An 11,855-nucleotide genomic window follows, 5' to 3' on the forward strand; every position below is an offset into this window, starting at 1 on the left:
AAGTGACGAAACCGCCGTAGTGGTCCGGCCTCATCGCACGTCCTCCTCAGGGATGGGCACGGCGGTGCCGGTCACCGCGATCCCGGCACCTTGTCCGGCGGGGATGCCGACGGTGAGCAGGCTCGGACGCCCCATGTCCTCGCCCTGCCGCACGGTCACGGTCGCGGGCGGCTGCACCAGGCCAAGCTCGCGCAGGTAGCCGCCGAACGCGGCGGCCGCCGCCCCGGTCGCGGCGTCCTCGACCACACCGCCGGGCGGGAACGGGTTGCGCGCGTGGAACACCAGCGGGGACTCCCGGTGCACCAGGTCGATCGTCGTCCAGTCACGGTCGGCCATCAGCGCGCTCAACGCCGCCATGTCGTAGTCCAGGTCCGCCAGGCGTTGCCGTGTCGCGGCGGCCACGATCGGATGCCAGGCCCCGGCGTACGCGACACGCGGCGGCAGCGTCGCGTCGAGATCGTCCGGCGACCAGCGCAGTGCGGCGAGCAGCACCGCGAGGTCCTCAGCGCTCATGGGCTCGGTGCGCGGCGCGACGCTGGTCAGCGTGGCGGTGGTGGTGCCGTCGGCCTGCACGCTCGTGGCGACCTCGACCAGTCCGGCGCGGGTGTCCAGGTGCAGCACGCCGGGGCCGTGCCGCTCGGCGTACGCGACCGCCGACGCGATCGTCGCGTGGCCGCAGAACGGCACCTCCGCCTTCGGGCTGAAGTAGCGCACAGTGAACCGGCCGTCCCCGCCCGCGGGCACGAGGAACGCGGTCTCGGAATAGCCGACCTGCGCCGCCACCTGCTGCATCTCGGCGTCGCCCGCACCGGTGGCGTCCAGGACGACACCGGCCGGGTTGCCACCGGCGGGGTCGGCGGTGAACGCCGCGTATCGGAGAACGTCCATGATCATGAGCCTAGCGCCGGCCGTCCGGCTCGTGTGCCCCGTGACCGGCTCACGGCGACACGGGGCCCCGGAGCGATCGATGCGGAACTAGTCTCCGGTCATGAGCGGCTTCGAGATCACTGCGATCGGCACGGTCCGCAACGACCGGACGGACATCCAGCACAGCGACAACTGGGGTGCCGTCCGCAGCACGATCGTCGTCGACGAGCGCTTCGGCGAGGCATGTCTCCAGGGCCTGGAGGAGTTCTCCCACGTGGAGGTCCTGTTCGTCTTCGACCGGTTCCCGGACGACGGCGACCACCGCGAGCCCCGCCCCTACCGGGGCCGGGCCGACCTGCCGCCGATGGGCGTGTTCGCCGGCCGTGGCCCCCGCCGGCCGAACCGGATCGGCGTGACGTGCTGCCGGATCGAGTCCGTCGACGGCCGCGAACTGACGGTGGTGGGCCTCGACGCCGTGTCAGGCACGCCCGTCATCGACCTGAAGCCGGTGCTTGAGGAGTTCGTCCCCGCGAACGTCCGGCAGCCGGAATGGGTCAGCAGCATGATGTCCGAGTACTTCCAGCCGTAGCAGGTCTCTGCCTGCCTCCCGGACCACGCTGCCGGGTCTGGTGAAGCACGCGACCCTCGTCGAGAAGGTCTGGTTCGACGAAGCCCGATCGCCGGCGTCACCCGCCGGCGGCCTCGTCGGGGTCACCGGCGAACGAGTCGGGGGCACGCATCCGCCACGCGTCGGTGACCAGCTCCGTCAGACGCTCGACGCCGACGTGCGCCAGCCGCAGCATGACCAGCGGTGACCCGTCGTACGCAGGCGTGGTGAAGAAGAGGTCGGGCTCGCCGAGGAGCAACGCCTGCTTCTCCGCCTCGTCGCCGACGTACAGCACGGCGATGTCGGTGCGAATGCGCCGCGGTCTGCCGGGCGTCCGCTCGGGATAGGACCAGACGAACCCCTTGCCCGCGACCCGGAAGTCGAAGCCGTCGCTGTCGATCTCGACCACGTGGGGCAACGACAGCGCCACCCGGCGGACGTCGTCCGCGTCAACCATGACGGTCACCAGGGGACACCGCCTCCACACCGGCACAGCCTAGCCGCCGCTCCGCCCCGCGGTGGGCAGGCCACCAGCGCCCGGTCACGACCCCGGCCGTTCCCGATGGTCAGATGGTGAATCCGCCGTCGACGTTCACAGTCGCCCCCGTGACGTAGCGCCCGTCCGGGCCGGCGAGGAACGCCACCGCGGCGGCCACGTCGGCCGGCTGCGCGTAGTGGCCGAGCGCGGTGAACCCGTTGATCGTGCCGGCGTTCGGACCGTCGGCCGGATTCAGCTCGGTGTCCGTGGCACCGGGGTTCACCAGGTTCACGGTGATCGCCCTGCCGCCGAGTTCGCGCCCGAGCGCCTTGGTCAGGCCGATCAGGGCGGTCTTGCTCATCGCGTACAGCGAGAAGCCCGGGAAGACCGTCCGCTCGGCCGTGTTGCTGCCGATGTTGACGATCCGTCCACCGGCCGACATGTGGCGCACCGCGGCCTGCGTCGCGACGAACGGCGCCCGGACGTTGACCGCGACGGTCTGTTCGAACTCGTCGAGACTCAACTGCTCCAGCGGCCCGAGCAGGAACGCGCCCGCGTTGTTGACCAGGATGTCCAGCCTGCCCAGCTCACCGACCGCCCGGTCCACCGCCGCGATCACCGCCGCCGGGTCGGCGCTGTCGGCCCGCACGGCGATCGCCCGCCGACCCGCGGCCCTGATCCGGTCCACCACGTCGTCGGCGCGTCGCTGATTCTGCTGGAACGTCAGCGCCACGTCGGCGCCGTCCTCGGCCAGGCGCAGGGCCACCGCCGCGCCGATGCCACGGCCACCGCCGGTGACGAGAGCTACCCTGCCGTCGAGTGCGTTGTTCATGCGGGAAAGCCTGGTCGACGACGGGCCGGCTGTCCGGCGGGGATCGGACGCCGCGTTCGCGACCCCTCACGGACGTCACGAGCGGCCTGGCTGAAATCCAGCTTCTCTTCCCGAACCTCTGTCTCCCGCTGCTTCCCGGAAGGGCGCGGATGGCAAGCTGCCATGATGCTGGTGGAGCCGAGCGGTGACTACTCCTGGCTTTTCGACCTGGTCGCGAGCGACCGGGGCACGCGCCACCAGGCGCTGGCCCGTCACCAGGCAGCCCTCGCCGCGGCGAGCGACGCGCTGGACGAGTGGAACGGCCTGTGGTCGGCGCACTACCGGTCGAGGTCCAGTCAGGCTCGGCTCCAGGCGGCGATGGACGAGGCGCACGCCCGCCTTTGCCGGCATCAAGGGCAGACGATCGATGCTCCTCTCGGCGCCTTCCGGGACTCCCCTGACGACGACCTCGACAGACGCGCCCGGTGGGCGCCGTACGCCGTCCTGTACCTGCAGTGGGAGACGGACCATCCCGACGAGTGGGGAGCGCGGGAGTCGTCGATGTGGTCCCGCTGGGGGACGAAGGAGGTGCTCCTGCACCGATTCCGTCGGGCCGGCGTCCCGGAGGGCGTCGAGCCACAGCTCGCCGCGTTGACCCTCGCGGCGCTGAGGCGCCCGTACCGGTGCAAGGACTGGATGTACGCGGGCCTGGTCCGTCATTTCTCCGACCCGCTGTTCTTCCACGAGGTGGAGACGCTGACGTACGCCGACGATCCACTGGTTCGGCTGCGGGCGCAGTTCGTCCTCCACGTGGCCGAGCACCCGGAGCGGAATGTCACCCGGGTGAGCTGGCGACGTTGGCTCGACGCGAACCAGCTGACCGCCTGATCCCCCTCACGCCGGGGCGCGAGGGGGGGGTGAGTCACCCGGCCCGGGCTCCTCCGTCCTCAGTTCATGGCGATGTAGAGCCGCTGACCGGCGGGCCGGTAGCCCACGCGCTCGTAGACCCGCCACGACTCCGCACCGCCGGCCTCCAGCCAGGCGACCTCCGTACCGGCGCTGAACAGCCGCCGGGTCACCTCGGCGGTGATCGCAGACGCCAGTCCCCGGCGGCGGTACGGCGCGCGAACGGCGATGCCTGCCACCTCGCTGACCGCGCCGACCGGTGCGGCCGCACCGCCGCCGCCCGCGCAGCCCTCGCCCTCGGTGACTGCCGTGACGACCACGCCCCCGGCGTCCTGCTGACGCCGCAGGCGAGCCACGTCGGCCTCGGAGGCGACCGGATCGCCGCCGAAGGCCTCGTTCTGCACGCTGATCAGCGCGGCGCGCCGGGAGTCGGTACCCGGTTCGCACAGGCTCAACTGGTCCGGCACGGGTGGCGACGCCAGCGTGCCCGGCACGCAGACCAGGTAGGTGTGCCGGGCTTCCACGGTGAAGCCGGCGGCGGTCAGCAGCGCCTCCAGATCGGGGGCACAACTGGTGACGTACTCCAGACGGGGTTTGCGGTCCGCGGCGCGGAACGCCGCGACCAGGGCGGTGACGTCGGCCGCGGTCACGGCGGCGCCGGGACGCGGCGTCGCGTAGTTGACGTACGGGCTGGTCGTCGTCGGGTCCAGCCCGATCACGAAGGGCCCTACCTCGACGGGCGCGGGCCGGCGGGACAGGTTGACGACGACGGACTGTTGGATACGGGCATCCATGCTCAACGGAAGACCTCGATGCATGAGAGAAGCTGCGACGGGCGGAGGAAACGTCGGGCCGCCCCGCCGTGTCGCAGGCACGCGACGGTCGTCAGTCGCGTGGTCGACACTCAGGCGGCCGCTCGGCCTACCCGGATCACAGGCGTCAGTCCCTCATGCAGAGTGCCCACGCGGTGCGCGTGGCCGACTGCAACCTTGCCCTTCCCGACCTGGACGTGTCAATCGCGTACGGCCGGGCGTCGAGAATCATCTCGCTTGTGGTCCGAGATCGTGGCGAGGTCTTCCGGACGAGACGCTGGCGTCGCAGGCCACCGACCTGCGACGGGTCGTTCTGCACGTCATCGAGGAGACCGCTCGGCACGCCGGTCACCTGGACGCCGTACGCGAGCTGATCGACGGGCGCACCGGGCTGGGACCACGCTGCACCGAGCCCGACGAGTGCGGTATGCAGCACGGGCGTCCGCGCAGACGGCCCGACGGGCTCGCCGAAACGGCTCTATGCTGCCGCGATGCAACCCCGCTTGATCAACCAGGTGCGGCTGCCCGGCATGCGGCATGTCACGGAGGCAACCGGCCTCGGCTGGGCGGTCACTGAGCGGGACAGCGTCACCGTCAACCTGCTCGACCACGACCTGCGTCGCGTGACGCGACTGGCGGCGCCTCTCGACGACCCGCCGATGACGGTCAGTGCCACCTGTCGACTCGTCGCGGCGGGCGACGCGCATCAGATCGTCGTGCTCGACCACGACGGCACGGTTCGGTGGCGCAGCAGCTGGGATCGGCTCGGCGGCAGCGCCGGCGCCGGCTTCCACCTCGACGGCGACAACGTCCTCTGGATCCGTCTGGGCGACACCGCGGAACTTGTCGCCGTCCACGGTGTGAGCGGCGCGGAGATCCATCGCACGCCGCTGCCCGGTCCCGAGGCCGCCTGGTTCATGCACTCACCCGAGGGCGTCTGGACCGGCTTGACGCTGCTCGATCCCTCCCGGTCACGCGCCATGCTCATCCGGCTCGACGCCGAGCGCATCGTGTCCCGGCCGCTGGCCGGTGGCGGTCTCGCAGGTTTCAGCCCGGCAGGCGGCCGCTACGTGACCCAGACGCTCGACGGGTTCCTGTCCGTCCGCGACGTCGCCTCCGGTGCCGTCCTCACAGAACGACACCTGGAAGACCTGCCGGGCACGCCGCCGAGCCTCCCGAGCTGCCGACACGTGGACCGTGCGGTGTTCCTGAGCGAGGAGCTGATCCTCGCCGCTCTGAACACCGCAGACCTGCCGAACGACGCCGAGGGTCATCTACTGCTGTCGGCGCTCAGCCTCCGGTGCCGCTCCCAGGTGCGCTACCCGCACCACCACGGATCCGGCGCGGTCCACCCCTCGTACCGGCCAGGCCGATGGCTCACCCGTCATCATGAGGACGATCAGCTCCGGCTGTGGCAGCTCGGCGCTCGCCTCGACGACGAGCCGATGCCGGGCCAACTCGCACTGCTCTGACGGCGCCGCCCTGCCGGCCGTACCCGTCCGGCGTCGGACGCGCGTCCGCTGCCGCCGGCGACCAGCGCGTGTGGTGGGTGGACGCCGGTGTCGGCAGCCGCGGATCAGAGCGGTCAACGGCGCACCCGATAGCGCAGGTGAAGCACCCGGTTGCCCTGAATCACCACGTCGGGATCCTCCAGCAGGTGCTGCGCGTCGACCGACCCGAAGTAGCGTTTGCCGGACCCGAGCACCACGGGTACGACATCCATGCGCACCTCGTCGACCAGGCCCGCGGCGAGCACCTGGCCTCCGACGTCGCCGGCGGCGACCTCGACGATGCGGTCACCGGCGAGTTCCTGCGCCTTGGTCACGGCTGCCTCGACGCCGTCGACGAAGTGGAACGGCGCCTCGGCGTCCCAGCCCTCGGGCGCCGGCCGGTGCGTCACGACGACCACGTGGTCGATCCCGCTCGGCGGCTTCCCGTCCCAGCCGTCGGTCAGGTCGAAGACGTGCCGGCCGACGACCGTCACCCCGATCTGGTCCCAGTACGGCCGGATGTAGTCGTGGGAGGTCTGCGACACCCTCAACGCACCACTGGCGTCCAACGGGACGTCACCGCTGGTCAACCAGTCGAACAGCGGTCCGGGCTGGTCGTTCTCGTCCGCGACGAAGCCGTCCACCGACACCGAGCTGTACATGACGACAGTGCCCACGGGGCTCTCCTCTGCCTTGGGTGCCCCCAAGTTAGCGGGCCGGGAGTCTACGAACACGATTCCAGCCGGACGCTCGCGCGTTCTGCTGACCGCGAAGTGGGCTTCATGAGGTCTCGTCCACCGGCCATGCTGGCTGGATGGATCCGCCCGGACGCCTTACTCCCCAGGCCCTGCTCACGAACCTCTACGCGGCCTTCAACAGGCGTGACATCCCCACTCTGCTGGCCGCCATGGCGCCGGACGTCTCGTGGCCCAACGGCTGGGAAGGAGGCGTCGTTCGCGGCCGGGACCAGGTGGGTGCCTACTGGCGCCGGCAGTGGGAACAGCTCGAGCCCGTCGTCACGCCGACCGCGTTCCGCACGGAGGCCGACGGCCGCATCGCCGTCACCGTTCATCAGGTGGTCCACGACAAGGCCGGAGCGAAGCTCGCCGACCACACCGTCACGCACGTCTACCGCCTGGGCGACGGCTTGGTGACAGAGATGGAGATCCGCGAGTGACGCCACGTCCTCATCGGCGTCCGCTGGTCATGCATCCGAATCGGCGATGAGTTTGGTTTCGGCGTCCGGTCTGTATCCCGTGCACCCGATCTCCCGGCTCTCGGGGGAGAGCGTCATGACCGCTACGTACAGGAGGCAAGCGTGAAACTTCTCCTCACATCCGCAGGCGTCCAGAACCCGAGCATCCACGATGCGCTGGTCGACCTGCTGGGCAAGCCGATCGCCGAATCCAGTGCCCTCTGCATCCCCACGGCGGCGTACCCGATGGGCGGACCGGCCTCGGCCTGGCGCTTCATCACCGGTCAGACACCGCTGCCCATGAGCGGCCTGGGCTGGAAGTCGCTGGGCGTCCTCGAACTGACAGCGCTGCCGAGCATCGGCCAGGAGCACTGGATCCCCTGGGTCCGGGAGGCCGACGTCCTGCTCGTGCACGGCGGCGACGCGACGTACCTGTGCCACTGGATACGGCAGTCCGGGCTGGCGGACCTCCTGCCGTCACTGCGGGACACCGTCTGGGTGGGGCTGAGTGCGGGAAGCATGGTGCTGACCCCCCGGATCGGTGCGGACTTCGTCGAGTGGCAGTCCGCACCCGACGACCGCACGCTCGGGCTCGTCGACTTCTCGATCTTCCCGCACCTGGGCCTCGAACCGGACAACACCATGGCCGCTGCCGAGAAGTGGGCGGCCGAGATCGCCGGTCCGGCGTACGCGATCGACGACCAGACGGCCATCAAGGTGACCGACGGCACCGTCGAGGTCGTCTCCGAGGGGCACTGGAGGCGGTTCCCCGCGTAGCGGTGGCTACCCGAGCAGCGTCGCCGCCACGGCCAGTGTGGCCAACGACAGCGTCGTGGTCACCACCACCGCCCGGTTGGCCACCGCCTCGCCGACGCCGTACTCCTGGGCGAAGATGAACGTGTTCTGCGCCGTCGGCAGGCCCGCGCACACCACCACGGCGAGCAGCTGCGGCGCGGACAGGTGCAGGGCCAGCCCGGCCGCGTACGCGATGACCGGCTGCGCGACCAGCTTCAGCGCGCTGACCGCGGCCAGCTCGGCCGCCCCGGCCGGCTCGGCCGGTTCTGCCCGCGACGGCGCCGTGCGGTGCAGCGACGCGCCGAGCGCGACCAGGGCGGCCGGAACCGCGGCACCGGCCAGCAGCGTCAGCGGCGCGGCGGCCGCCGACGGCAGGCGCAGGCCGGCAGCCGAGCACGCGACACCGAGCAGCGACGCCAGGATCACCGGGTTGCGTACGGGCAGGGAGGCGATCCGGCGCACCCTGATCCGCCCGGCCGGGTCGCTGTGCCGGTCCAGGGCGACCAGGATCACGGGCGCCACCACCAGCACTTGCAGCAGCACCACCACCGCCAGGAACGACACGTCGCCGAGAACCTGCGTCGCGATCGGGATGCCGAGGTTCGCCGAGTTCACGTACCCGGCGGCCATGCCCCAGATCGGCCGTTCGCCGGGCTCGCGACCGAACAGCCGGCTCGCGCCGGCCCACCCGAACCCGACGACCGCGACGGTGCTCACCGCGAAGGCGAGCAGCGAGCGGCCGGCGAACCCGGACAGCGGCATCCGGGACAGGGCCAGGAACAGGGCGGCCGGCATCGCAAGATGGAACACGAACCGGCCGAGCACCGACGCCGCCGCCTCGCCCAGCAGGCCCCAACGGCAGGCCGCGTAGCCGACCGCGGTGAGGATCCAGATCGGTACGAACGCCGACACCAAGCTCATACGGGAGTCACCGGAGCGCCGCGCCCCGTCAGGGGCCGGCGGACGTCCGGAGCGTACGAGCCGAGGAGCCCGGCGACGATCTCCACCTGGGCGCGGGTGTCATGGACCTGCCGCAGGGTGAGCCCCGTTCCGTGACACTCCACCGCACTCTCGCCGGTCTTCAGGTACACCGACGCGTCCACGGTGCCTACCAAGCCGACGGGCAGCCGAGGGCTGTCCACGCGTACATCGATCGGAAAGCCACGCGTTCAGCCTCGCATCGCCCTCGGGACAGGGCCAGCGCTCACGGCTCTGCGGATGAGCGGATGGCACTGGGCGCTGCTGCAAAAACCTTGTCCCGCCGGGTAGCGGCCGAATGCATGATCCACAACGCGCGAGAGATCCACTACCCTGCACCGCTGTGCGGCTCTTCAAGAAAAAGCAGAAGCTCTCGGGCGGCGAGTTCGCGTTCGGCGGCTTCCTCGACGACGAGTCAGAACTCTTGAACGAGGCGCTGCTGGATCGCGAGTGGGACGCGGCCCGCAGGATCCTCGCCGCGGCCGACAAAGAGCACTTCATGTACTACGTCGCGGTGGCTGCCGCTACCCCCGGTGTCGAGGAGTGGATCGACGGACCAATACGGGCCCAGCCGGATGATCCGCTGCCGCTACTCATCGGCGGCGCCCGCGCGATCTCCTGGGCCGGCGAAGCCCGCGGCGACGGCTGGGCCAACACCGTACCCAAGGAGGCCTGGCCCGTCTGGTTCCAGCGCCTCGAACTCGCCGAAAACCTGCTCGATCAGGCCCTGGACCGCCATCCAGCAATGGCCGACGCGTGGCGCTACAAGATCGCCCTGAGCCGCTACCGCCAGCTACCGGCCGTGGAGCGTTGGCGGCGATTCAATCGACTTATCGAGATCGATCCGTCACATCTGTTCGGGCACGAGGAAATGCTCGACTGCCTGTTGCCCAAGTGGGGCGGCAGCTGGGACGCAGCGTTCCGCTTCGCCCGGGAGCGAACCGCGGCCCGCCCCGCTACCAACGTCCCCTTAGTGATCATGAAGGTGCATCGCAACTTCCGCTGGGAGGGCGAGAACGGGGAAAACCGGTACTACCAACGGCCGGACGTTGCCTCGGAGATCTACGACGCGGCCGAGCAGTCGTTCTGGCATGACGACTACGAGACCACAACCCTGACACCGATCCTCTGGAACTATTTCGCCTTCGCGCTGACCTACGGCCGGTACTTCAAGCAGGCCTGCACCCTCTACGACGCCATCGGCAGCGACTTCGTCCGCAAGGAACCGTGGCATACCGCCGAGCACTACCGCGATATGCGCGACTGGGCCCGCAAGGAAGCCGCCGACCCCCACTACCACGACGAGTGAGCCCAACCCAGTTCGTGAACGTCGCCTGCTGATTGCCCTACCGGCATCCAGGAGTCTTGCGGGAAGGATCCCCACCCGATCTCGACCCGCCCAGCGCCTAGGATGGTCCCGGTGACCATCCCCGAACGGCGATCCGCCGACGTCCCGACCGACGAAGCCCGGGTCGACGAGGCCCTGCGGTTGCTCTCCGGCGTGCCGGTCGCGCTCGAAGTCGCCGTCAAGCGGCTCAGCCGTGGCAGCGGCGTGTACGCCTGGTGGGCTGCTCCGTCGGTCCTCCCGGACCTCCCCGGGCCGCCGAACGACAGCGACCCGTCGCGGCGGATGCTCTATCTCGGCCGGGCGACCAGCCTGCGGGGCCGGATCCTGCGCAACCACCTGCGGCGCTCGGGCAGCTCGACCCTGCGCCGCACACTGGCCGGCCTCCTCGTGTCCGAGGGCTACCGCACCACCTGGACCGACCGCGTCGTCCTGGTGCCCGAGGACGAGACGCGGCTGACCGCGTGGATGCACGAGCACCTGCGCCTGACCTGGGCGGAGGACCCCGAGCCGACGATCATCGAGGCCGAACTCGTCAGGCGTCTGCACCCGCCGCTCAACGTCCACGGCGTCGACCCCGAGCACATCCAGGCCGCAGTGGTCGCCGCCAAGAACTCGTACAACACCAGCAGCAGCCCGGCCCAGCCCTAACGAAGCCGTCGCCCGGCGCGCTGCTGGAATCACCCGATCCGCCGAATGCGTACCCTCGGGCGCTCGTTGCGCAGGTGACCCAGCTTGTGCTGGCGGACCTGCTCCTCCCACACCTCCTGGTCGTACTCCGGATCCGGCGCCGTCCACCGGTGCGACCCGTCGCTGTAGTGGAACTTCTCGTCGCCGGCCCGCAACACGCTCACCGCACCCACCCCAGGAACCGCCGGTGCAACGCCCCGGCCGGCGCCCAGCTCAGATCCGCTGTCGCCCGCACCAACTGCGCCCCCAGGTACACCGCCAGCGACACCGGCGCACCCTCGTACTCCGCAAGAAGCTCCCGCCGCCGCGTCGCGCACGGCCACGGCGCACCGCACCCGCCGCACGTCCAGACCGGCAGCACCGGCCCGTGGGTGCTCACCCGCGCACCCCCAGGAAGCGGGCGACGCTCGCGCGCGCCTGCCGGCTGGTCGCCCACGCGACCTGCCAGCAGGGGTACGGAGTCAGGCGCGCCCACCACAGCCGGCAACCCACGCACATGCCGTCCAGACCCCGTACGTGCACCGCCAGGATCGCCTGTTCCGCAGTGCTCACTGGTCCTCCTGCGACGGCCAGTGACCGCGATTGATCGGTACGCGGTGACGGTTCCGGCACGGCAGGTCCGCTCCACAGCGGCACACCCACCGCCACTTCCGCCACGACCAGGCCGGGCGATGCCGGCGTACGAGCGTCGACGCGACAGCGAGGAGGTAGCCCTCGTAGGGCAGGCGCCCCCTGCGTGACCTGGAGGGTGCGACGACGTCGGCGTCCCGGCGCGGAGCTTGTGCCGCTGCCGACTCGACGGGCGCTGTCTGCGCATGATCGGATTCGGCCAGCGCGAGGATCCGCCGCTTGGCCGCTTCCCATTCGGCCTTCTGCGCTTC

General features: G+C 70.8%; 17 protein-coding genes and 1 pseudogene. 9 read left to right on the forward strand and 9 right to left on the reverse strand.

From position 1 onward, the window contains the following. Positions 1–30 precede the first annotated feature (30 nt). Complete coding sequence (locus FHX31_RS16500) at positions 31–888, reverse strand: PhzF family phenazine biosynthesis protein (protein WP_030269037.1); 858 nt, start codon at positions 886–888, stop codon at positions 31–33. A gap of 100 nt (positions 889–988) precedes the next feature. Here FHX31_RS16500 and FHX31_RS16505 point away from each other — a divergent pair, with 100 nt between their 5' ends. Continuing rightward, the gene (locus FHX31_RS16505; protein WP_013477100.1) at positions 989–1,456 is read left to right on the forward strand and encodes an SAM-dependent methyltransferase; all 468 of its coding nucleotides are present in this window, start codon (positions 989–991) and stop codon (positions 1,454–1,456) included. Between the two features lie 7 nt (positions 1,457–1,463). Beyond that, a pseudogene (locus FHX31_RS16510) lies at positions 1,464–1,544 on the forward strand (hypothetical protein); the annotation flags it as partial. Between the two features lie 9 nt (positions 1,545–1,553). Here the strand turns inward: FHX31_RS16510 and FHX31_RS16515 are convergent. Next, on the reverse strand, positions 1,554–1,931 hold the full coding sequence (locus FHX31_RS16515) for an MmcQ/YjbR family DNA-binding protein (protein WP_030269034.1): 378 nt from the start codon (positions 1,929–1,931) through the stop codon (positions 1,554–1,556). A 109-nt stretch (positions 1,932–2,040) separates the two neighbouring features. After that, positions 2,041–2,784, reverse strand: coding sequence for an SDR family NAD(P)-dependent oxidoreductase (locus tag FHX31_RS16520; protein WP_184976703.1), 744 nt, complete (start codon positions 2,782–2,784; stop codon positions 2,041–2,043). Between the two features lie 165 nt (positions 2,785–2,949). Here FHX31_RS16520 and FHX31_RS16525 point away from each other — a divergent pair, with 165 nt between their 5' ends. Next, complete coding sequence (locus tag FHX31_RS16525) at positions 2,950–3,651, forward strand: hypothetical protein (RefSeq protein WP_232236614.1); 702 nt, start codon at positions 2,950–2,952, stop codon at positions 3,649–3,651. A gap of 59 nt (positions 3,652–3,710) precedes the next feature. Here FHX31_RS16525 and FHX31_RS16530 read toward each other — a convergent pair whose 3' ends face one another. Then, positions 3,711–4,463, reverse strand: coding sequence for a GNAT family N-acetyltransferase (locus FHX31_RS16530; RefSeq protein WP_091328484.1), 753 nt, complete (start codon positions 4,461–4,463; stop codon positions 3,711–3,713). 22 nt (positions 4,464–4,485) lie between these two features. Here FHX31_RS16530 and FHX31_RS32430 point away from each other — a divergent pair, with 22 nt between their 5' ends. Both FHX31_RS32430 and FHX31_RS16540 read left to right on the forward strand, forming a co-directional pair. Beyond that, positions 4,486–5,058 (forward strand): mycothiol transferase, encoded by a 573-nt coding sequence (locus tag FHX31_RS32430; RefSeq protein WP_396866931.1) that lies wholly within the window; start codon positions 4,486–4,488, stop codon positions 5,056–5,058. After that, positions 4,973–5,953, forward strand: a complete 981-nt coding sequence (locus FHX31_RS16540) for a hypothetical protein (RefSeq protein WP_091328487.1) — start codon at positions 4,973–4,975, stop codon at positions 5,951–5,953. The genes FHX31_RS32430 and FHX31_RS16540 overlap by 86 nt, the downstream gene beginning before the upstream one ends. A gap of 113 nt (positions 5,954–6,066) precedes the next feature. Here the strand turns inward: FHX31_RS16540 and FHX31_RS16545 are convergent, their stop codons facing one another. After that, positions 6,067–6,648 carry a dihydrofolate reductase family protein gene (locus tag FHX31_RS16545; RefSeq protein WP_030269029.1) on the reverse strand — a complete coding sequence of 194 codons (582 nt, stop codon included), beginning with the start codon at positions 6,646–6,648 and terminating at the stop codon, positions 6,067–6,069. A gap of 137 nt (positions 6,649–6,785) precedes the next feature. Between FHX31_RS16545 and FHX31_RS16550 the strand changes: the two genes are divergently transcribed. Continuing rightward, positions 6,786–7,148, forward strand: coding sequence for a nuclear transport factor 2 family protein (locus FHX31_RS16550; RefSeq protein ID WP_184976704.1), 363 nt, complete (start codon positions 6,786–6,788; stop codon positions 7,146–7,148). A gap of 141 nt (positions 7,149–7,289) precedes the next feature. Then, positions 7,290–7,943, forward strand: coding sequence for a Type 1 glutamine amidotransferase-like domain-containing protein (locus tag FHX31_RS16555; protein WP_184976705.1), 654 nt, complete (start codon positions 7,290–7,292; stop codon positions 7,941–7,943). 6 nt (positions 7,944–7,949) lie between these two features. Here FHX31_RS16555 and FHX31_RS16560 read toward each other — a convergent pair whose 3' ends face one another. Next, complete coding sequence (locus FHX31_RS16560; protein ID WP_184976706.1) at positions 7,950–8,882, reverse strand: AEC family transporter; 933 nt, start codon at positions 8,880–8,882, stop codon at positions 7,950–7,952. A 400-nt stretch (positions 8,883–9,282) separates the two neighbouring features. Here FHX31_RS16560 and FHX31_RS16565 point away from each other — a divergent pair, with 400 nt between their 5' ends. Both FHX31_RS16565 and FHX31_RS16570 read left to right on the forward strand, forming a co-directional pair. Next, positions 9,283–10,248 carry a hypothetical protein gene (locus FHX31_RS16565; RefSeq protein WP_030269025.1) on the forward strand — a complete coding sequence of 322 codons (966 nt, stop codon included), beginning with the start codon at positions 9,283–9,285 and terminating at the stop codon, positions 10,246–10,248. Between the two features lie 102 nt (positions 10,249–10,350). Continuing rightward, the gene (locus tag FHX31_RS16570; RefSeq protein WP_053065313.1) at positions 10,351–10,935 is read left to right on the forward strand and encodes a GIY-YIG nuclease family protein; all 585 of its coding nucleotides are present in this window, start codon (positions 10,351–10,353) and stop codon (positions 10,933–10,935) included. 29 nt (positions 10,936–10,964) lie between these two features. Here FHX31_RS16570 and FHX31_RS16575 read toward each other — a convergent pair whose 3' ends face one another. The 3 genes from FHX31_RS16575 to FHX31_RS16585 are packed head-to-tail and all read right to left on the reverse strand — an operon-like array spanning position 10,965 to position 11,799. Continuing rightward, positions 10,965–11,138, reverse strand: a complete 174-nt coding sequence (locus FHX31_RS16575; protein WP_166456489.1) for a hypothetical protein — start codon at positions 11,136–11,138, stop codon at positions 10,965–10,967. Next, positions 11,135–11,353, reverse strand: coding sequence for a hypothetical protein (locus FHX31_RS16580; protein WP_184976707.1), 219 nt, complete (start codon positions 11,351–11,353; stop codon positions 11,135–11,137). Before FHX31_RS16580 ends, FHX31_RS16575 begins: the two co-directional genes overlap by 4 nt. Further along, positions 11,350–11,799: a hypothetical protein gene (locus FHX31_RS16585; RefSeq protein WP_402883117.1), complete on the reverse strand. Its 450-nt coding sequence runs from the start codon at positions 11,797–11,799 to the stop codon at positions 11,350–11,352. The genes FHX31_RS16580 and FHX31_RS16585 overlap by 4 nt, the downstream gene beginning before the upstream one ends. Between the last annotated feature and the right edge of the window lie 56 nt (positions 11,800–11,855).

It is taken from the genome of Micromonospora sp. CNZ286 (assembly GCF_014207755.1).

Bases quoted from the DNA above. Each gene is read 5' to 3' on its own strand.
- FHX31_RS16525 (WP_232236614.1), top strand. From the start codon at position 2,950: ATGCTGGTGGAGCCGAGCGGTGACTACTCCTGGCTTTTCGACCTGGTC.
- FHX31_RS16505 (WP_013477100.1), top strand. From the start codon at position 989: ATGAGCGGCTTCGAGATCACTGCGATCGGCACGGTCCGCAACGACCGG.
- FHX31_RS16530 (WP_091328484.1), bottom strand. From the start codon at position 4,463: ATGGATGCCCGTATCCAACAGTCCGTCGTCGTCAACCTGTCCCGCCGG.
- FHX31_RS16570 (WP_053065313.1), top strand. From the start codon at position 10,351: ATGGTCCCGGTGACCATCCCCGAACGGCGATCCGCCGACGTCCCGACC.
- FHX31_RS32430 (WP_396866931.1), top strand. From the start codon at position 4,486: ATGAGAGAAGCTGCGACGGGCGGAGGAAACGTCGGGCCGCCCCGCCGT.
- FHX31_RS16500 (WP_030269037.1), bottom strand. From the start codon at position 888: ATGGACGTTCTCCGATACGCGGCGTTCACCGCCGACCCCGCCGGTGGC.
- FHX31_RS16560 (WP_184976706.1), bottom strand. From the start codon at position 8,882: ATGAGCTTGGTGTCGGCGTTCGTACCGATCTGGATCCTCACCGCGGTC.
- FHX31_RS16540 (WP_091328487.1), top strand. From the start codon at position 4,973: ATGCAACCCCGCTTGATCAACCAGGTGCGGCTGCCCGGCATGCGGCAT.
- FHX31_RS16550 (WP_184976704.1), top strand. From the start codon at position 6,786: ATGGATCCGCCCGGACGCCTTACTCCCCAGGCCCTGCTCACGAACCTC.
- FHX31_RS16520 (WP_184976703.1), bottom strand. From the start codon at position 2,784: ATGAACAACGCACTCGACGGCAGGGTAGCTCTCGTCACCGGCGGTGGC.
- FHX31_RS16515 (WP_030269034.1), bottom strand. From the start codon at position 1,931: ATGGTTGACGCGGACGACGTCCGCCGGGTGGCGCTGTCGTTGCCCCAC.